Below are 19,121 nucleotides of genomic sequence, written 5' to 3' on the forward strand. Positions count from 1 at the left end.
AATCAAACCTACTTTTGAAACAAGGGCAAACCTGTATGGAGTGATAAATTGAACAAACGGTTGCGTTTTGATCAGAGTTGTCAATGCTAATAATTCTCATTATTATCGTATACTATAGTAAATGAGTAATTAAATAAGATAAACTGTGAAAAGATATATATCAATTGCGGCGGCTCAAATGCTGTCTGTTCTATTATTGCCGGCACAAACGACCAAAACTGATGTATCCCTACAATTGTTGGGTACCAGAAGTTGGATCCGGGTTGATATGAAAGATGGAGACAAGGGTCTTGCGGGAGCGAGGATTTTTTGGTCGAAAACTAATAAAAAGCCTGCAGTAGCCAATGAGGTCGTGAGCGACGTCGTTGAGCGTTATTATATACAGCATGTGGATCCTGAGACAACCTATTATGTTTGGGTAGAATCTGCAGCAGGGAAGCCTTTGGCTCAAGGAAAGTCATATACCTCCAAAAGCTGGGTATTAGATGAGGCTGAACTCCAAGAAGTAAAAAGAAATCCAAGTTCAGGCGTTGTTCCTCCTGGCATGGAAATTTTTTGGCAGGATGAGTTTAATGACCAGTTGCTGAACAGGAATAAATGGACTACCAATTACTTTTCATCGCTTAACTATTTAAATGATAAATCAAAGCAGGAGATGTTGCAGGATAAATTACCTCAACCTGCCTATACGCTCAATGGATCTGCAATTAATCTTTACGTAAACGATACCATTCCAAAGCGAATTTTTACGGAAGGTGGAAATCAAAAGATTTCGTCTATTCAGACTTATGATTGGAAAACGAATGAAAATCTGTTGGACAATAGTAAAGGTGGTTATTTTGAGGTAAAAGTGCGACGCAATCGTCAGGGCAATCCGAAAGGAACAAATACTGCATTTTGGTTTGACTCGCCAGGACCTGATATTCGTTACTATCTGCAGGAAGGGACTGAGGTGGATGGAATAAAAGGAATACGTCCAAAAGGGCAACTGTTTGAAATAGATGTGTTTGAATATATCACGGCACAATTTGTCATTCATGGTCATGTTGATGCGAAAGGTGTATTTCAACGGAATCTGGCCACTCATATTGCTGAGGGCTATGAACATGTCGGTCAGTGGGTGACCCATGGGGTGCTGTGGACTCCAACGAGTATTAAGCATTATATCAATGGTGATTTAATTAAAGAATACAACAATAAAAACCAGATTTACTCCCCCAATCACTTTATGAATGTGTTTTTGGGTGCATATGGATCGGAAGGTGGAGTGAATATGGAGGTCGATTATATTCGTGCCTATAACTGGCCTTTGCGAGAAGGGAATGAACTTCCGAACCCGGATTTTGAAGGAAAATCTGGTCTTATGCCCTGGGAAGGTGAAGGGACGATTGGAGACGGCTTAGGTGAAAAGGGAAGTAAGGCGCTCGTGCTCGCTCCGGGAAAAAAGATAGAACAATATGTTTATCTAGATCCACAGCAACAATTTAACCTTTCCTATTGGGGGAAAGGCGATCGTATAGCGGTAGCAGTGGACGATGTGACAGTAGTGACTGGGAAACTGTCAACTCTAAAGCAACAGAGCCAGTATTTAGGTAAGCAGGGTAAAAAGCACGAAATAAGCTTTGTGACCGGTCTGGAAATCAAACCGAATAAAAAGATACTGCGAATCGCCTTTACAAATACAGGTAAAGAGATGGCATATTTAGACAATATTACCTTAAAGAGGAAATAAGAGCTGGCTTATATACTGGGTAATAACAAAAGGCTCCTATAGATGAATAAAAATTGTTACAGGGGCCTTTTTTTGTTAAAATGTTATTGCCTCTTTTGAAACTCACTCGGTGACATGCCTGTCAAGCTTTTAAAGAAATGGTTAAAGGTGACATGATCTTGAAATCCAAGTTGATACATGGCTTCTTTGATGGTCATGGGGACAACAGCAAGTAGGCGCATGGATTCTACCAATATGTGGTTTCTGATGATTTGCTTTGGTGTTACATTTAGATAATGTCGCGTCAGACTAGCCAGATAATCTGAGGACACATTTAATTTTTTTGCATAGTAGGTAACAGTTCGATCCCGATTATAATTGAGTTCTACAAGTCGCAAAAAATCAGATAAAACAGATGGCATTATAAATAAGCTAATATCGTTAATACGCTTCTCTAAAATCCTACTGATTTCTTGTAAAATAACTCTTGCTCTTGAGCAAATAATTTCAAGTAGCGGTCGATCCATCTCCAATTCATTCCCAATAGTCATTAACTCATAGCGAATTATATCAAATTCTGTTTGTGTCAGATTCTGGATGGGATTTTTTCTATATAAATGTTGGCTAAAACGCAATGCACAACAAATCTTGTCAAAATTTATTTTGGAAATTCTTAGTTGATAGATAACTGTATAATCCAAAATATTGAAATGACTTTGCTGTCCGGGAAAAACAAGATGCAATTGATGCTCCCGCATGATATAGTTGTCCGAATTAATACAGTGAGCGCCTCCCTTTGATTTGGACAGCGTGATAATAAAGTCATTGCTCTGGAGCTTTTTCGTACTATGGCATAACCCCTCCCATTCGTTATAGCGGGTTTCGTTATCCTTTCTGGGCCCCCCACTTTTTCTGATGATACCTTTATCAAACATTATTTTAGGGTTAAATATGGTTATATGTTGTTCAAGTATATAAATTTTCTTGTTTAGTCGGAAATTTTTGTCTTGTTTTGAAATATGAACAGCATGGATAAAATCAAGGCGTACTTCGCTTCACTTACTGCGATGGAGGAGAAGGACTGGGATATTTTTTCTTCAAAACTTACTAAAGTGGCTTTCCCAAAACGTTCATTAATTTTAGAAATGGGTAAAACGGAACGTTATCTATCTTTTATTGAAAAAGGGATTGTCCGGTTCAATATTCCAAAATTGGATTATGATTTTACATTTGGTTTTGCCTTTGAAAACTCCTTTGTGAGCGCCTATGATTCATTTCTGACCCAAACAGCATCGTCCTATAATCTTGAGGCGATTACAGATTGCGTTTTGTGGCGGATATCGTTTGATGACCTGGATACGGTATATAAAACGACACAGGTGGGAAATTTTATCGGGCGGAAGGCAATCGAAGATATCTTTTTGAAAAAAATGAAACGCGAATTTACCTTATTGGAGGATTCCGCTAAAACAAGATATCTCAATCTAATGCGGGAGCAGCCTGAACTGATTAAAAATATTCCATTAAAATACCTCGCCTCATATATTGGAATCAGACCACAATCGCTGAGTAGAATCAGGAAGGAAATTTCTTAACAATTGTTCATTGATAGGGAATAGAAAGGCTCATAACTTTAAATAAAAAAGATTATGAAACCACTTTTTGTTTTACTTACAGTATTTCTCATCAGCAATTTCGCTATACGACAGTCTAAGGGCGATATGGATTACTATTTGGCTGGAAAAATAGCCCTTGCCATAACATTGCTGTTTACTTCCCTTGGACACCTCATCTACACAAAGGGTATGGTGTTGATGCTCCCTGATTTCATCCCGTTAAAGAAGGAATTAATCTATGCGACCGGATTATTGGAGGTCATGGCAGCTTTCGGTTTATTTATACCATCTTTAAGTCGTCTTACGGGGATGCTTTTAATTGTCTTTTTTATATTGATACTACCGACAAATATATATGCGACTATGAGGCACCTGAACTATGAAACTGCAACTTTTGATGGGAGAGGTCCGGCTTATCTATGGTTTAGGATTCCTTTTCAATTGCTATTGATCGGCTGGACTTTTTATTTTGTTTTACCTTAATTTACGCTACTCTTAACCTAAAGATAGCAATAAATTAATATTAGAATGTTTAGTTTTATTTAACAATGTTTTATTTTTGCTAAACATTTAAAGGTGAATAATGAGAGAAGCGATTAAGATGGTGGTATTTGATATGGCAGGTACTACTGTAAATGAGGATAATATAGTTTATAAAACCCTTCAGCAGGCGATAAATAAGGTCGGTGGCTATCAACTTACATTGACTGAAGTGTTGGAGCATGGGGCAGGTAAAGAGAAATTACAGGCCATTAAAACCGTTCTAAAAAATTGCCTCAATATTGTTGACGACCGATTGGCGGAGCAGATGTTCCAATCATTTTTGCAAGCACTTGAAAACGCCTATGAGGTAGCAGACATTTATCCGAATTCAAATGCCAATGAACTTTTTGCGATTTTGAAGGAAATGAATATACTTCGGGTATTAAACACGGGATATGATCGCAAAACAGCGGAATCCCTTTTGAAAAAGCTTAATTGGGTTGTCGGACGAGATATTGATGCATTGATTACGGCATCCGATGTGCCTAAAAATAGACCATATCCGGATATGATTGATCTTGCAAGAGCAAATTTTGCAATGGCAGACTCCCCAGGTGTGGTGAAAATAGGAGACTCGATTATTGATATAAAGGAAGGCCAGAATGCTGGTTGTGCTTTAAGTATCGGTATTACGACAGGAGCCCATCATGCCGATCAGCTAAAGTCAGCTAATCCGGATTACATCATAGATGATCTATTGGAAATTGTACCCATTATAGAAAAATACAATATCTCAAGTCAGGTGGTTTAAGGAAATGAAGAAAGGATAAAATGAAATAAAGCAGAAAGAGACCGGATAACCGGTCTCTTTCTGCTTCAATAGATCGATCCAAATTTGATCATCTATTGCATTTGTATACCTTCCATGGAATTCTGGTTTTTATTTTTCTTGAACATATTCATATCCATTTTGCCAAAACGATAAGATAGGTTCAATTTGACAAGCTGCGGATTGGAGAGACGGTAATACTCTTGGTAGAAACCATCGCCCGAAGAGATTATGGTATTTCCACGGGTTCTAAAGATATCGTTTACTGCCAATGTCACGGAAGCGGCCTGGTTTTTCAAGAAACTTTTCTTGATGGCAAAATCGATTCCATAAAAAGGCTTAATGTACCCCTGAGAGGAACTTTGGGCCTGATTCATCGGTGGACCAAAGGTTTGATTTTGTGTGACCGGCATATTTGTTTTTCCTTGGTATTCAAAAGCGAGTTGGAGGTTCCAGTTCTTTTTGAGATTGAACGTATTATTCAATTTCCCAAATACGGTCCACATACCTTCTGTTGCTGTCTTGTCGTCGATTTCAATTTTTGAATTGTAGAAATTGAGATCTGCTGTCAGATCCCACCATGTTTTTAAATTATTGGTATAGGTAAACTCAGCCCCATAGTTCCTGCTAGAATTTGCATTAATATAGGTGTTGATGAAATCCATTTTATCTGTAATGGGATTGAGTTCCTGTGTCAGGTACCGGGTGATCAGATTAGTGGTTTTTTTGTAATAGACCGAGGCTAAGAAGGTGCCTTTGCCCTGTGTCCGGCTATAAGACAATTCGCCCGAGGTTGTAAACTCTGGAACGAGATCAGGATTACCACGTGTAATATTTAAGCTGTCAGTATAATCAACAAATGGAATTAGCTGAAAGAAGTTAGGACGATTGACACGACGTGTTACACTCATCTGTAGCTGATCTTTCTCCGTCAGTTTCTTACTCAGGAATAGGGATGGAAAGAGACTGAGCGGGTATTTATTATGAAATTTTTGCTTTGTATTGATTAGCTCACCGTCATAGGTGGAATTTTCTACACGTAAACCGACTTTATAAGATACCCAGTCCTTGAAGTCGCCACCAATTGAGGCATAAGCGGCATAGACCGTATTTTTATTATCGTAATTGGCTGACGCAGCACTGATATCTTTATACTCATCTTCATCGCGGGCTTTAAGCGTGTTGCTATTCAGATTTTTGAGCTTGTTGATCTGTGCACGAACTCCGGTCTCAAGTTTCATCCCATTTTTGAATGGTTTAACATAATCAGCCTGTACGGTCATAAATTTATTGTCGCCAGATCCAACGTTCTTTTGGATCTGAGAACCAATAATTCCATTATTATCTTCTAAATAATTAGTAGTGTAGGTTCCGTTAGATTTGTTTGTTCCACCGAAATAATTAAAGTCTACGGTCAATTCTTCACCTTCGGTTTTGAATTTCTGAACAAGGCCCGCCTGTAAACCTCTAGGTTTGAAACTACGTTCGGATTCTGAAATTCTATTGCTATTGCCTTGTGATTCCGTCTTTATCATGGTGTTTTCATTGGGGCGAAATTTGCCCTGAACTAGGACACCAGCAACAGACACAGTTGTACGGGGACTAAGGTCATAGTCTACCCCGAGCCTACCGAAGCTGATCATTCCTTTTGTTTTACCTTCGATATCCTGATTAACGGTAGATTTAACGCCATCAATTGTACTTTCCCGATAGCTATCACCTTCGGTATTCGTCCGCATGCGCATATTCATTCCCGTTAGGGATATATTGAATTTGTTTTGACGCAAATTTAGACTTCCCATAAAATTGGTCCCGCCAAAACGATCCGCTCCAAGGGTAAGCATACCATTGTAACCTGTTTTTTTATTCTTTTTCAGGATAATGTTTAAAATTCCGGCCATACTCCCCGAAGCATCGTATTTAGCGGAAGGGTTGGTGATAATTTCGATCTTTTCGATCACGTCAGCAGGTATTTGGTCAGGCGTTAGTGTGGTCGGTTTGCCATCGACAAAAATAGTCGGTGCGGCATTCCGGAGCTTGACATTCCCATCAATATCGACTTGTACAGAAGGCATATTGCGCATGACATCGATAGCAGTACCACCCGCTGCTACAATATTCTTTTCTACATTGTAGACTTTTTTGTCGATATCCATTTCAAGTAAAGCTTTACGACCAGTGACCGTGACTTCGTCTAGCTTTCGATTATCATTCTCCAAGGTGATTGTGCCAAGGTTCTTATCCAGCACTTTGCTATCAGATCCATACTCGACTGCAATATCCTTAGGGGTGTAACCTACCGAGCTTATTTTTAATTTCCATTTGTCTTTGGGGGATAGTGCGGTAAAACTAAATTTTCCATTTTCAAGTGAACTCGTGCTTTTGAATAAGATTTCCCGCTCTTTGCCCGTAGGCTGATCCGGGATTACCCGTAGCAGATTGACAGAAGCCTGTGCGATTGGTTTGCCCTGAAGGTCTATCAGTTGACCGGAGAGTTTACCTTCTGCAACGGAGAAACTGCCGGGACGGCCACCGGGAGCTGTTTGGGCATGTAATGAGGCAACAGCGGTTGCCAATAAGAGTGCTGCTATAATTTTTTTCATTTTTTCTTTGTTATACGGATCAATAGCTGTTGTTGGACAAATTGACCCCAAGCAAATTTGTAAATGATTTTTATTCTACACAATTATCTGTAGACCGACGGGTCTAATGTGTAGACGAATGGCTGTTATCGAATGCTGTTATCTTTGCCCGCAGGCCCTTTTGTCTGAAATTGCTCCATATTTTTGACATATTTTTTGCCAATCGGCAGTTCTACTTCAGGTAATATAAGTTTTGCAACTGTGCAATGCTCGATCCTATTTTTGTTGACGATAAATGAATTGTGTATTCGGAGGAAATTTCCCGTTGGCAACAATTTTTCCATTCCACGTAAATTGCTTCGGGTTAACAAGGGAGCCGGCCGGTCAATCAAATAGATTTTTACGTAATCTTTTAGACCTTCGATATAACTGATTTCCTGGAGAAAGATCTTGGTTTTTTTATACTCTACATGCACAACAATATGGTCTTTTTCGACATGGTGTTTGTTTCGTAGCGTCATCATATCCTCTACTTTTCGAACCGCAGCCGTGAGCCGTTCTTTTGAAATAGGCTTCAAAAGATAATCTACTGCATTTAATTCAAACCCCTCAACAGCATATTGATGGTAGGCAGTTGTAAATATGATTAAAGGCGGGTTTTTCAGATCCCTGACAAATTGTGTTCCTAGTTGTTCTGGCATCTGGATGTCCAGAAAAATGAGATCCACCGAATGATTTTTTAGGTAGTCAGCAACCTCCACAGGGGAATGAAATTTCTTTAGAATTTCAATTTGATCAAAACTCAATAGATCGTCCTCCAGCAAATTAAGCGCGAATGGTTCGTCATCAATAAGTATACATTTAATCTTCATCTGTCATTAATCTGAGTGCAACTTCAAAATAATCATCCGCAGTCCTTTTGATGGAGAGATCATGGCGATTGGGATAAAGCAACTGTAATCGTCGTTTTACGTTTGCCAATCCAATACCTTCATTGGTTGGAGGCTTGGTATGCTGTAATATTTTATTAACCGATTTAAAAACTAGTCCACCTTGAATATCGATGAATTGAAACTTTATATAGGGTGCATCTTTACTATTCACACCATATTTGAATGCATTTTCTACAAAATGAATAAATAATAAAGGCGGGATCATTCTATTCTTAAGGGTACTTTCGGTTTGCAGGTCAACTTCACCAGCAATTGGAAGCCTTAATGTCTGCAAGGCAATGAAGTTGTGCATGTGGTCAATTTCTTTGAATAGTTCGATTTTTGGCCCATCAACTTCATAAAGAATATAACGTAGCATTTCAGACAGCTTGACAATTGTCCCCTCGGATTCGGGTGACTGTTTGCGGATCAGCCAGCGGATATTGTTGAGCGTGTTGAATAAAAAATGTGGACTAATTTGGAGTTTCAAAATAGTCAATTCAGCTGTTGTCTTCTCTAACGCAATTTGCTTATTAAGTTCCTTCTGTCTAGCTTGTTCATTATAAAGGAAGATCATGGACGAAGTGATCATACATAGAGAGTAGATAATACCTGGACCTACTACAAGTCGCACAAATAGGATATTCTCTTTTTTAAAATGTGCTAATTCTCCGTTTGGGTTGAAATAAACGATGGCATAATTGAGCATGACGTAGGCCACAAAACCTAGTGCGATGAATAGGATAAAAATCTTTCGGTGACCAAAGAAGTACTTGGGTGCAACAACATAACAATGCAGATAAAAGTTGCTTGCAAGGAAGACGATATTGCTGAGATGTGATAGCGCTGAGTAGATTTTGAAATCTGCAATTTTATCGGGCTGATATAGATAAGTAATAAAAGGGAGTAATAGCAGGATGGTCCATATCACTAGGTGTAAATAGAATTTTCTTAAGAATTTACTGATCATGATGCGCTCTTCAATTTGTGCTATTATTGGAATGTAATCAAAAGTATAAAAATATTTGCGATAGTAATACGATATCGATGGCAGGGAATGGTATAAATTTTAGTTTAAATTGTTATGTCTCGAAATATTTAGGGACATTGATTATTGCGTTTGTATAGACTCTTCAAAATAGTTTTGTATTTTGCATACATAAACTTGATAAGGTGAAATTCAATCCAAACCGATATACGATAATGCCTTATAGGCGATGTGGGAAAAGTGGGATCCTATTACCGGCTATTTCCTTAGGATTATGGCAAAATTTTGGCGATATCGATCAAAAAGAAGTGTTTAGGCAGACCCTACGTACGGCTTTTGACAATGGTATCACACATTTTGACCTCGCCAATAATTATGGTCCACCTCCCGGTAGTGCGGAGCGAAATTTTGGCGCTATACTGAGCTCAGATTTTGTTGGACATCGGGACGAACTTTTGTTGTCGACCAAAGCGGGATACACCATGTGGGATGGTCCTTATGGCGATTGGGGAAGCCGTAAATATTTGATGGCAAGCCTTCATCAGAGCTTAAAACGTCTAAAACTTGATTATATTGATATTTTCTATCATCATAGACCTGACCCACATACAGCACTTGAAGAAACGATGGGGGCATTAAGTGATATTGTACGGCAGGGGAAAGCCCTCTATGTCGGTTTATCAAACTACCCTGCGGATTTAGCAAAGAAAGCAATTGCTATATTGCAGGATCTTAGATGCCCTTGTCTGATCCATCAACCAAAGTACTCGATGTTGGTGCGTAACCCGGAGGAGGGCCTGTTGGACGTGCTGGACGAGGAAGGGGTAGGCATGATTGCTTTCTCTCCTTTGGCACAGGGATTACTGACCAATAAATATTTGCAAGGTAATATTCCAACCGATTCCCGGGCCTCAAAAGAACACTTTTTAAAGAGTACTGCAATTACGTCGGATCTGATAACAAAATTGTCTGCTTTGAACGAACTGGCATTGCAACGCGGACAATCGCTGGCTCAAATGGCAATTGCATGGTTATTGAAGGATAAACGCCTGACTTCGGTTCTGGTTGGAGCACGAAACAGTGAACAGTTGACTGATTCATTAAAGTCGCTCGACAATTTGAGCTTTAGTCCGGAGGAGCTTAAGCGGATAGAAGCTATTCTTACTACAACTTAATTTTTTTTGATGGATGGTAAATTTCAACGTGTATGTCGGTGTTTAAAGCTAAACTGGAGCTAATAGGAATCAATCCTTTTGTTTTTGTCCCCGATGATGTATTGCATCTGCTCTTTGAAGAAGCTGGGGTCGACAAGGGATATATCCCTATTAAAGGAACAGTAAATGGAAAAGATTACAAACAGACTTTATTGCGTTATCAGGGAGCTTGGCGATTGTATATCAATACGGAGATATTGCCAAATTCACCTAAACGAATCGGTGAAATCTTGGAGTTATCTGTTGTTTTTGATCCGGAAGACCGAAGTCTGCTTCCGCATCCCGAACTAGAGCAGGCATTAGTAGAAAATGAAGAAGCTAAAACAGTCTTTGACCGTTTGGCACCATCTAAAAGAAAAGAGATTATCCGTTATATTTCTTTTTTAAAGACCGATGACAGCCGACGTAAAAATATTGAAAAGGCAATCGGATTTTTGCTTGGTAACAACAGATTTATTGGGCGTGAAAAACCTTTATAAAAAGAATTTATTGGAAGATTGGAACAACAAAAATAAAATGGAAAAAGCAAAGGTAAGATGGGGAATCATTGGCTGTGGGGATGTTACAGAAAAAAAGAGTGGACCTGCGTTCAATAAAGTTAAAGATAGTCAATTGCTTGCTGTCATGCGCAGAGACGCCGCTAAAGCCGCCGATTATGCCCAGAGGCATCAGGTTCCTGATTGGTACTCGAAGGTCGAAGACTTGTTGGACAATCCAACGTTGAATGCCATTTATGTTGCGACCCCACCATCTTCGCATTTTGACTACGCATTGAAGGCGCTAAAAGCTGGGAAAAATGTCTATGTTGAGAAACCCGTTACATTAAATGCGGAGGAAGCTAGATTGTTATCGGAGGCTGTTATAAAAACAAATGGCAAACTCGTTGTTGCGCATTACCGCAGACAATTGCCCATGTTTCTCAAAGTAAAAGAATTGCTGAAGGTCGGACAGATTGGAGCTATCCGAACTGTGCAGCTTCGACTATGGCAGAGCCGATCACCAGAACTGGTGACTACAGGCGCAGCAGATTGGCGTACAGATCCAACAATCTCTGGAGGCGGATATTTTTTTGATCTTGCTCCACACCAATTGGATCTGATGCTGTATTTCTTTGGTACACCGCTTTCTTATGATGGATTTAGCCAAGTTCAGGACGGGGCAAGTAGTGTTGTTGATCACACGACTGGGACCATCTTGTTTGAGAATCAGATCATCTTTAATGGGAGCTGGTGTTTTAATGTCCGATCAGAAGATAACATAGATCGCTGTGAAATTGTGGGTAGCGAGGGAAAAATCACCTTTTCGATATTTGGCAATTCCATTTTGTTAAGATCTGATCAGGGAGAAAAAGAATTCGTATTTGATCATCCTGAGCATATCCAATATCCAATGATCGCGAGTACAGTTGCCTTTTTTGAGGGTAAAGGGCCAAATCCTGCCTCAATGGAGGAGGCTTTGACCCTAATGGAAATAATGGATTGTTTCTCAAAGAAAGAAATTAAGCCATTTCATACGCGCAAATAAATGCAAGGACGCCATTAGTAGATGGCTACGGGATTTACGTTTACCTGTGTAGAACCAACATAAAGAGGCTGACCCAAAACAAATAGAAATTCCCATACGCCTTCTTTTACCAATGCCCTCGTATCGATCAGCTCGAGATTGTATATTCCGCACTTGGCCAATAAGAATTGATTGATTGGAAATTCTTCATTGGTTTTTGGGTTAGGATATACTTCCGATGCCCAAGTGTCTCCGCCGAATGCTATTATGCCTTGATCCGCTAACCATTTTGCTGCCTCCATGCCAATACCCGGTTCAGTTTCCAAAAATTGTTTATTGTCATGCCCGATGAGTTCGAGCCAGCCTGTATTGAACAGCACAACATCACCTCTTTCGATACGGATTCCCTGTTTTTTTAATACGGCCTGAATATCAGAAACTGTAAATTCCGTACCACCCGGCACAATTTTCTGTCCATAATAGGTTGTCATATCCAATACAACTGCGCGGGCCACCAATGGTGGAACTTTTTCTATGCCTAGTTTTTTCACTCCTTCCACTGAAACAAAATCCTGGGCCTTATTTCCATTGTAGTAAACATTGTCGATACCGATATGTCCGATGCCGTTTAGCTGGGTTCCTACTCCCGTCCAGGCATTAACCAATTCATCATTAAAACTGAATTTATTGCGGCCCAATGTCGTGCCGGCCTGTTCTCCGGGTTGTATATTGTACAAATTGAAACTACGGTGACGAAAAGCGGGTAGTTGTTTACTAACAGGTACAGCTAGAGGTACTGTAATCCCTTTTTTAACAAGTTTAACCGCTTGAAGAACGGAAGCGTTGCTTATTAAATTTGCCGCACCTATTTCATCGCTTTTGCCATAGAAAGATTCATACCAACTATGATCATTGGGGTCTATGAGAAGTGAGCGTTTTTGAGCTTTGCCTTGCAAGGCTGCTATGGACAGCATTCCTAAAAGGAATGCTGTGATCTGATTTATTTTTTTCATCTTGTTTTTTAGATTTTTGATAGGGCGTCGTTGATCAATGACAATTCATTTGGAGCCAGATCGATTGCTGCAGCCTGTGCATTTGCTATGGCCTGTTCTGCGTTTCTGGCACCGGCCAATACAACGGTAATTGCTGGCTGCAGGCTAGTCCATCGTAATACAAGCTGTGAAAGAGTGACACCTTTGTCGACAGCAATAGGGCTAATGGTATCTAAGAATGTTTTTACTTTGGCGAGATCAAATTGCTGGAAATAGCCATTGCGATGATCATTTTCTTTCAATTTACCTTCACTAAAGTATTTACCTGTAAGCAGGCCACGTTCCATTGGGCTATACACAATAATGCCTAAATCATGCTGTTGTGCATAAGGCACAAGATCTTGCTCAATGCCACGGTTTAGCATGCTGTAACCGACCTGATTGCTTGCGATTTGGATTGAATGCTGAGCTTCCGAAACCTGTTCAACACTGTAGTTGCTCACACCTGCAGCACGAATTTTCCCCTGTTGTAAAAGGAGATCTAATGCCTCCATTGTTTCAGAAATAGCTGTAGTATTGTCTGGCCAATGGATTTGTAATAGATCAATATAGTCTGTTTGTAGCCGTCTTAGACTGTCTTCCACTTCCTTGATCACGCTCGCTTTGGATGCATACTTGTAAATAGGGATCGTTTTTCCATTTTCCTCAGCATCAAAGAAAAATTCACCTTTACCTTGATTACTTCCGTCCCATACCAGTCCGAATTTGGTTAGCAACTGAATTTTAGAACGATCGTAACCCTTTATCGCTTCGCCTATCATCTCCTCACTTAAACCGAAACCGTAGAAAGGAGCTGTATCGAGCGTGGTAACACCATGATCTATGGAAGCTCGTACCGACTCGATAGAGTCTTTTTTCTCATTGCCACCCCACATATTTCCACCAATGGCAAAAGCGCCATAAGTAATTGCTGATAATTCTAAATCTGTTTTTCCTAATTTTCTGTATTCCATTTCTTATTATTTTAATTTTTGGTTTATCCTCCGCATATTTTATAAAAATAAAAAGGAGTGACTTCCCCAATCCAATGATTTGAATGATTGCAACAAAGGTAGAAGTGTTCTTTCTATTATTAAAATAAGTTAAATTGCATTTATGTATAATAATTATTATAGTTTACACTCCTTTTTCTTAGCTTGAATTTTATTTCCCTTTGTATATCAGAAGATAAAAGGTAAATTAAAGGGACCAAAAGTGAACTTAGGCACAAGAAGCAGTAAAGAAAAATCGAACCCATTGTTAAATAAATTATGTGGATAGAAGAAGAATTTAAACCTGATGCCATCATTATCGGGACTGGTCTGGCAGGGTTAACTGCGGCAATGGAAATTACCAATGCTGGAAAAAAGGTACTTCTATTGGATCAAGAGACTGAAAAAAATATCGGAGGACAGGCATTCTGGTCCTTTGGCGGTTTATTTCTCATCAATTCACCGCAACAACGTCGTATGGGAATCAAAGATTCTTTGGAGTTGGCGCAACAAGATTGGTTTGGCACTGCTGAATTCGATCGAACCGAAGACTATTGGCCCCGTCAATGGGCAGAAGCCTATTTGAAATTCGCGGCTGATGAGAAATACGCCTATGTAACCAGGTTGGGTATTAAATTCATGTTTATGGTTGGCTGGGCTGAGCGAGGAGATGGTACTGCTCATGGCCATGGTAATTCGGTGCCTAGATTTCATGTCAGTTGGGGAACAGGTACAGGTGTTGTTAAACCATTTATAGAAAAGGCTTATGCAGCAGAAAAAAAAGGGCTATTACAGTTTAAATTCAGGCATCGTGTTATGAAGCTAATAACGGAAAATAACACTGTAACAGGAGTGTCTGGTGATATTCTCGAAGATGATAATCAGGAACGTGGAGCAGCGACCAATAGAAATGTGGTCAACACATTTGAGTACCGTGCTCCAGATGTTATCATTGCTTCGGGCGGACTTGGAGCCAATCACGAGCTAGTTCGGAAGAACTGGCCGGAACGATTGGGGAAAGCACCCGCACATATGATTTCAGGCGTGCCAGCCTATGTGGATGGAAAGATGATCGGTATAGCCGAAGAAGTCGGTGCACATATGATCAATAAAGACCGGATGTGGCATTATACAGAGGGGATTGAGAACTGGAATCCGATTTGGCCGAATCATGGTATCCGTATCCTGCCTGGGCCGTCCTCACTTTGGTTTGACGCAAAAGGAAATAGACTTCCAGCACCATTCTTACCTGGGTTTGACACATTAGGTACCCTAAAGCATATCCAAGATAGTGGATATTCCTATTCTTGGTTTATTCTGACACAAAAAATCATTAAAAAAGAATTTGCACTTTCTGGCTCCGAACAAAACCCAGATATCACCAATAGAGATTATAAACTCTTCCTCAAACGAATTTTTGGTAAAAAGGCGCCAGGCCCAGTTGAAGCCTTCAAGGAGAATGGTGTGGATTTTATCGTTTCTGACACATTATCGGAATTGATACGCAAGATGAACCTCCTCTCCGGTGACGATCTGTTAAATTATGAATCTATTGAATCACAGATCGTAGCGAGAGATAGTGAATTGGATAACAAATTCTCTAAAGATACGCAGGTCAATTATATCCGTAGTACGCGGAAATATCTTGGCGATAGACTCGGACGGGTTTCAGCTCCGCACAAAATATTGGATCCGAAAAATGGACCATTGATTGCCGTACGGCTCCATGTGCTGACGCGTAAAACGTTAGGCGGACTTAAAACCAATCTTGACGCGCAGGTTTTGACAGTCGATGACAATCCTATCAAGGGATTGTATGCTGTAGGCGAGGTAGCAGGTTTTGGAGGCGGTGGTATGCACGGGTACAGAGCACTGGAAGGGACATTTTTAGGTGGTTGCATTTTTTCGGGCATGAAAGCGGGGAGACATATTGCTGGTAAAGCCAATCGCCCATAACCCAGTAGTTTCTCGTTAATGCCGTCAAAACCTTAACGATGAAACAAGGATTGTCGTTATTTTGCCTAATCTTCAAGATTAAATCTTATATTAGTTATTTCTAGGGAAAGTGCTGCATGAATCGTCTTTACTAAAAAGATAATAGAGCAAAATCAAAATAAACCAAACTAAGCAATGAAAAGAAAAGATTTTATCCGTAATGCAGGGATTCTTACTGCCTCAACATTATTTGCCAATACACGTGTTTTCGGTTTTCAATCTGAACTTATCCGTGTTGGACTGATTGGTGTAAACGGTATGGGCTGGTCCAATCTAAATGCGATATTGAAAGTCCCCGGTGTCCAATGTACAGCACTTTGTGACGTAGATGAAAATATACTCAGCAACCGAGTGGAGGAATTAAAAAAACGAAATATTACAGTCAAAACCTATATTGATTACAAAGATTTACTCCGGGCGAATGATGTGGATGTTGTGATCATAGCCACACCCGACCATTGGCATTGCTTGCAGATGGTAGATGCTGTTGCAGCAGGCAAGGACGTATATGTTGAAAAACCTATTGGAAACTCCATTCGGGAATGTGAAGTCATGGTTGCCGCTGCGAAAAAATATAATCGTGTTGTACAGGTGGGGCAATGGCAACGTAGTCAACAGCATTTCAGAGATGCAATGGCATTTGTACATGGTGGAAAACTGGGTAAAATCCGTTTGGTCAAAGCTTGGGCTTATCAAGGTTGGATGAAGAGTATTCCTGTGTTGGCAGATGCTGCGGTGCCTGCAGGTGTTCATTATGATAAGTGGCTCGGACCTGCACCAAAGCGGTCTTTCAATCCCAATCGTTTTCATTTCAATTTTAGGTGGTACTGGGACTACGCAGGTGGCTTGATGACAGATTGGGGAGTCCATATGTTGGATTATGCCTTGATCGGGATGAAGGTTTCTGATCCGGTATCCATTATGGCTGCCGGAGGAAAGTTTGCTTATCCCGATGATGCAGCCGAAACACCGGATAGTTTAACCACAGTGTATGAGTTTGATGGATTCAATGTGCAATGGGAGCAGGCAACAGGAATAGATCTAGGTCCCTATCAAAAAACACATGGTGTCGCTTTTATCGGTAATAACGGTACATTAGTCGTTAATCGTGAAGGTTGGGAGGTCATTCCTGAAAAAGGACGTATGGAAGCTGTTGCTTTCCAACCTTCAAAAGATAATGGGCTCGATAAGCATATGGTCAATTTTATAACGGCAGTTCGAAATAAATCCAGTGAAGGGCTGCACGCGCCGATCGAAGCAGGTGCCCACATTGCCATTTTCTCCCAAATGGGTAATATAGCTTATCGCAGCAAGAAGAAATTATTCTGGGATAAAAATAAGCGAACTTTCAACGATAGGGATGCCGACAGCTATCTGGCTAAAAGTTATCAAAATGGGTATAGCATGCCTAAAGTGTAACCTCATAACAGGATGTATCAAAAGCTTTTATAAATGAGTTTTAAAACGGTCGTATTGGGGGCTGTGATAAGTGCGCTATGCGCGCATGAGGCCCTTGCGCAAGGCATGGAAGAGATGTGGGATGGTGCTGGCGGGAAAAGTGCTGTTTCACAAAATAGGGGAAAGCTATTTCGAGAGGGAAAATATGCCCTATTTATTCATTGGGGGATCTATTCCCAATTAGCAAATAAATGGCAGGGAAAAACCTTTTATGGAATCGGAGAATGGCTTATGAACAAGAGCATGGCAAATATTCCACCTACAGAATATAAGTTGGCAGCATCTTCCTTTCATCCGGATCACTTTGATGCCAAAGCGGTCGTAAAGCTGGCAAAAGATGCCGGAATGCGTTATATCGTTATTACCAGTAAACACCATGACGGATTTTCGATGTTTCATTCGAAAGTAAACCCCTTCAATATTGTCGATGCGACGGATTTTAAACGCGATCCAATGATTGAATTGGCGCAAGCTTGTAAAGAAGGCGGCATCGGTTTTGGATTTTATTATTCTCAAAACCAGGATTGGACTTATCCCGGTGGAAACGGTGGGCCAAAGGTTGATGCACAGGGTAAAGCGAAATCTTTTGACGATTACTTTTGGGAGAAATGCTATCCTGAGGTACAGCAAATTACAACAGGCTATGGTCCTATCGAACTGGTATGGTTTGATACGCCGGGTGGAATGGATAAAAAATATGCACAGAAGCTTGTTGAACTGGTGCATAAAAATCAACCGGGAGCATATGTATCTGGAAGGGTAGGGCATGGGTTGGGAGATTATTCTACACTCGGGGACATGGAAGTACCTCGGGAGAATGTGGATGGCATTTGGGAAACTGTTGATGTGACCAATGATTCCTGGGGCTACGCCTGGTATGACAACAATTGGAAGAGTAGCCAGGAGATACTGCAACGCACACTGTCAACTGTTGCACGTGGGGGAACATATATGCTGAATGTGGGACCTAAGCCGGATGGTTCTATTCCGGATCAGGCAGGTTTGGCTCTGCGCAATGCAGGTGCTTGGATCAAGCGTTATCCCGAAACGGTTTATGGTGCGCAAGCCTCACCATGGAAGCATGCTTTGCCTTGGGGAGATGCTACCATACAAGGGGATCGCATTTCCTTACTGGTCTATCATTGGCCTGCAGATGGAACCTTATACGTTCCGGGCTTGACCAAAGGGGTTCAGTCGATTAAACTCCGGGGTTCGAAAGAGCAAGGAAAATTGAATTATACACTTGAAAAGGACTGGCTTAAAATTGATATTCCGAAAATTGCCCCCGAAAAGATGGTATCTGTCATCGAGGTTAAGTTAAACGGTACGCCTCAGGTCGAAAAAATGCTGGGGGTTGATCCAGCACTGGAAACCGTTATCCCTGTTGATTTTGGAGAGGTGGAGGGCTGTAATAAAGATGGAAAATCGTGGATGGAGAAATTTGGTGAATGGAAACATGTTGTTCAGGTCAGTAATTGGACAGAAAAAAGTAAGTTCTCCTATGAAATAGCTGTCAAAAAGCCTGGCTATTATCAAGTAGACATGAATTATGCAGGCGAAGGAAGGATGGTATGGCGTATTGAAAATTCTGCGGGCGAGCTTGTTCAAAACCAACAAGAGTCGGCCCATGTCTATAACTGGTATCCCTGGGGCTGGATGAAATTTGAGAAGGCTGGAAGATATAAAATAACTGTTTCGTTGATCGAAGGCAATGGTGATAAGGCGAGCCTGACTGCGCTTCGGTTTAAATATGTAGAATAGGAAGAGGGCGGAGATGGGTATTACTT

At 40.6% G+C, this 19,121-nt stretch carries 16 protein-coding genes; 10 read left to right on the top strand and 6 right to left on the bottom strand.

Translation table 11 applies throughout. The features are described 5' to 3' along the window. Window positions 1–145 precede the first annotated feature (145 nt). Window positions 146–1,732: a glycoside hydrolase family 16 protein gene (locus tag ACK8HY_RS02290; RefSeq protein ID WP_416132646.1), complete on the top strand. Its 1,587-nt coding sequence runs from the start codon at window positions 146–148 to the stop codon at window positions 1,730–1,732. A gap of 83 nt (window positions 1,733–1,815) precedes the next feature. Here ACK8HY_RS02290 and ACK8HY_RS02295 read toward each other — a convergent pair whose 3' ends face one another. After that, a complete protein-coding gene (locus tag ACK8HY_RS02295; RefSeq protein WP_416132647.1) occupies window positions 1,816–2,646 on the bottom strand; it encodes a helix-turn-helix domain-containing protein in 831 nt (276 codons plus the stop codon). 93 nt (window positions 2,647–2,739) lie between these two features. On the opposite strand from ACK8HY_RS02295, the gene ACK8HY_RS02300 reads away from it, so the two are divergent. From ACK8HY_RS02300 to ACK8HY_RS02310, 3 genes are all read left to right on the top strand, one after another. Beyond that, on the top strand, window positions 2,740–3,306 hold the full coding sequence (locus ACK8HY_RS02300; RefSeq protein ID WP_416132648.1) for a Crp/Fnr family transcriptional regulator: 567 nt from the start codon (window positions 2,740–2,742) through the stop codon (window positions 3,304–3,306). A 54-nt stretch (window positions 3,307–3,360) separates the two neighbouring features. Further along, on the top strand, window positions 3,361–3,810 hold the full coding sequence (locus ACK8HY_RS02305) for a hypothetical protein (RefSeq protein ID WP_416132649.1): 450 nt from the start codon (window positions 3,361–3,363) through the stop codon (window positions 3,808–3,810). A 100-nt stretch (window positions 3,811–3,910) separates the two neighbouring features. Further along, window positions 3,911–4,621 (top strand): HAD hydrolase-like protein, encoded by a 711-nt coding sequence (locus ACK8HY_RS02310; protein WP_077436699.1) that lies wholly within the window; start codon window positions 3,911–3,913, stop codon window positions 4,619–4,621. 92 nt (window positions 4,622–4,713) lie between these two features. Here ACK8HY_RS02310 and ACK8HY_RS02315 read toward each other — a convergent pair whose 3' ends face one another. The 3 genes from ACK8HY_RS02315 to ACK8HY_RS02325 form a co-directional block, all read right to left on the bottom strand. Then, on the bottom strand, window positions 4,714–7,242 hold the full coding sequence (locus ACK8HY_RS02315) for a TonB-dependent receptor domain-containing protein (RefSeq protein ID WP_416132650.1): 2,529 nt from the start codon (window positions 7,240–7,242) through the stop codon (window positions 4,714–4,716). 125 nt (window positions 7,243–7,367) lie between these two features. Next, window positions 7,368–8,093 carry a LytR/AlgR family response regulator transcription factor gene (locus ACK8HY_RS02320; RefSeq protein ID WP_416132651.1) on the bottom strand — a complete coding sequence of 242 codons (726 nt, stop codon included), beginning with the start codon at window positions 8,091–8,093 and terminating at the stop codon, window positions 7,368–7,370. After that, window positions 8,083–9,123 carry a sensor histidine kinase gene (locus tag ACK8HY_RS02325; RefSeq protein WP_416132652.1) on the bottom strand — a complete coding sequence of 347 codons (1,041 nt, stop codon included), beginning with the start codon at window positions 9,121–9,123 and terminating at the stop codon, window positions 8,083–8,085. Before ACK8HY_RS02325 ends, ACK8HY_RS02320 begins: the two co-directional genes overlap by 11 nt. Before the next feature lie 233 nt (window positions 9,124–9,356). Between ACK8HY_RS02325 and ACK8HY_RS02330 the strand changes: the two genes are divergently transcribed. From ACK8HY_RS02330 to ACK8HY_RS02340, 3 genes are read left to right on the top strand one after another with little or no spacing between them, the layout of a single operon-like run. Next, the gene (locus tag ACK8HY_RS02330; protein WP_416132962.1) at window positions 9,357–10,316 is read left to right on the top strand and encodes an aldo/keto reductase; all 960 of its coding nucleotides are present in this window, start codon (window positions 9,357–9,359) and stop codon (window positions 10,314–10,316) included. Window positions 10,317–10,348: 32 nt separating this feature from the next. Further along, the gene (locus ACK8HY_RS02335; RefSeq protein WP_416132653.1) at window positions 10,349–10,834 is read left to right on the top strand and encodes a YdeI/OmpD-associated family protein; all 486 of its coding nucleotides are present in this window, start codon (window positions 10,349–10,351) and stop codon (window positions 10,832–10,834) included. Continuing rightward, a complete protein-coding gene (locus ACK8HY_RS02340) occupies window positions 10,818–11,879 on the top strand; it encodes a Gfo/Idh/MocA family protein (RefSeq protein ID WP_416132654.1) in 1,062 nt (353 codons plus the stop codon). The genes ACK8HY_RS02335 and ACK8HY_RS02340 overlap by 17 nt, the downstream gene beginning before the upstream one ends. A gap of 14 nt (window positions 11,880–11,893) precedes the next feature. Here the strand turns inward: ACK8HY_RS02340 and ACK8HY_RS02345 are convergent, their stop codons facing one another. Together ACK8HY_RS02345 and ACK8HY_RS02350 are read right to left on the bottom strand one after the other, a co-directional pair. After that, window positions 11,894–12,871 carry a cyclase family protein gene (locus tag ACK8HY_RS02345; RefSeq protein ID WP_416132655.1) on the bottom strand — a complete coding sequence of 326 codons (978 nt, stop codon included), beginning with the start codon at window positions 12,869–12,871 and terminating at the stop codon, window positions 11,894–11,896. 8 nt (window positions 12,872–12,879) lie between these two features. Further along, window positions 12,880–13,863, bottom strand: coding sequence for an aldo/keto reductase (locus ACK8HY_RS02350; protein ID WP_077436706.1), 984 nt, complete (start codon window positions 13,861–13,863; stop codon window positions 12,880–12,882). Window positions 13,864–14,160: 297 nt separating this feature from the next. On the opposite strand from ACK8HY_RS02350, the gene ACK8HY_RS02355 reads away from it, so the two are divergent. The 3 genes from ACK8HY_RS02355 to ACK8HY_RS02365 all read left to right on the top strand — a co-directional run bounded on the left by ACK8HY_RS02355 (window position 14,161) and on the right by ACK8HY_RS02365 (window position 19,095). After that, a complete protein-coding gene (locus tag ACK8HY_RS02355) occupies window positions 14,161–15,837 on the top strand; it encodes an FAD-binding dehydrogenase (protein WP_416132656.1) in 1,677 nt (558 codons plus the stop codon). Between the two features lie 174 nt (window positions 15,838–16,011). Continuing rightward, a complete protein-coding gene (locus ACK8HY_RS02360) occupies window positions 16,012–17,295 on the top strand; it encodes a Gfo/Idh/MocA family protein (RefSeq protein WP_077436708.1) in 1,284 nt (427 codons plus the stop codon). A 33-nt stretch (window positions 17,296–17,328) separates the two neighbouring features. Beyond that, a complete protein-coding gene (locus tag ACK8HY_RS02365; RefSeq protein WP_217700069.1) occupies window positions 17,329–19,095 on the top strand; it encodes an alpha-L-fucosidase in 1,767 nt (588 codons plus the stop codon). Window positions 19,096–19,121 lie beyond the last annotated feature (26 nt).

This window comes from Sphingobacterium sp. NGMCC 1.201703 (assembly GCF_047784615.1).
Classification (GTDB): Bacteria; Bacteroidota; Bacteroidia; order Sphingobacteriales; family Sphingobacteriaceae; genus Sphingobacterium.

Bases quoted from the DNA above. Each gene is read 5' to 3' on its own strand.
- ACK8HY_RS02295 (WP_416132647.1), bottom strand. From the start codon at position 2,646: ATGTTTGATAAAGGTATCATCAGAAAAAGTGGGGGGCCCAGAAAGGAT.
- ACK8HY_RS02300 (WP_416132648.1), top strand. From the start codon at position 2,740: ATGGATAAAATCAAGGCGTACTTCGCTTCACTTACTGCGATGGAGGAG.
- ACK8HY_RS02305 (WP_416132649.1), top strand. From the start codon at position 3,361: ATGAAACCACTTTTTGTTTTACTTACAGTATTTCTCATCAGCAATTTC.
- ACK8HY_RS02310 (WP_077436699.1), top strand. From the start codon at position 3,911: ATGAGAGAAGCGATTAAGATGGTGGTATTTGATATGGCAGGTACTACT.
- ACK8HY_RS02315 (WP_416132650.1), bottom strand. From the start codon at position 7,242: ATGAAAAAAATTATAGCAGCACTCTTATTGGCAACCGCTGTTGCCTCA.
- ACK8HY_RS02320 (WP_416132651.1), bottom strand. From the start codon at position 8,093: ATGAAGATTAAATGTATACTTATTGATGACGAACCATTCGCGCTTAAT.
- ACK8HY_RS02325 (WP_416132652.1), bottom strand. From the start codon at position 9,123: ATGATCAGTAAATTCTTAAGAAAATTCTATTTACACCTAGTGATATGG.
- ACK8HY_RS02330 (WP_416132962.1), top strand. From the start codon at position 9,357: ATGCCTTATAGGCGATGTGGGAAAAGTGGGATCCTATTACCGGCTATT.
- ACK8HY_RS02335 (WP_416132653.1), top strand. From the start codon at position 10,349: ATGTCGGTGTTTAAAGCTAAACTGGAGCTAATAGGAATCAATCCTTTT.
- ACK8HY_RS02345 (WP_416132655.1), bottom strand. From the start codon at position 12,871: ATGAAAAAAATAAATCAGATCACAGCATTCCTTTTAGGAATGCTGTCC.
- ACK8HY_RS02350 (WP_077436706.1), bottom strand. From the start codon at position 13,863: ATGGAATACAGAAAATTAGGAAAAACAGATTTAGAATTATCAGCAATT.
- ACK8HY_RS02355 (WP_416132656.1), top strand. From the start codon at position 14,161: ATGTGGATAGAAGAAGAATTTAAACCTGATGCCATCATTATCGGGACT.
- ACK8HY_RS02360 (WP_077436708.1), top strand. From the start codon at position 16,012: ATGAAAAGAAAAGATTTTATCCGTAATGCAGGGATTCTTACTGCCTCA.
- ACK8HY_RS02365 (WP_217700069.1), top strand. From the start codon at position 17,329: ATGAGTTTTAAAACGGTCGTATTGGGGGCTGTGATAAGTGCGCTATGC.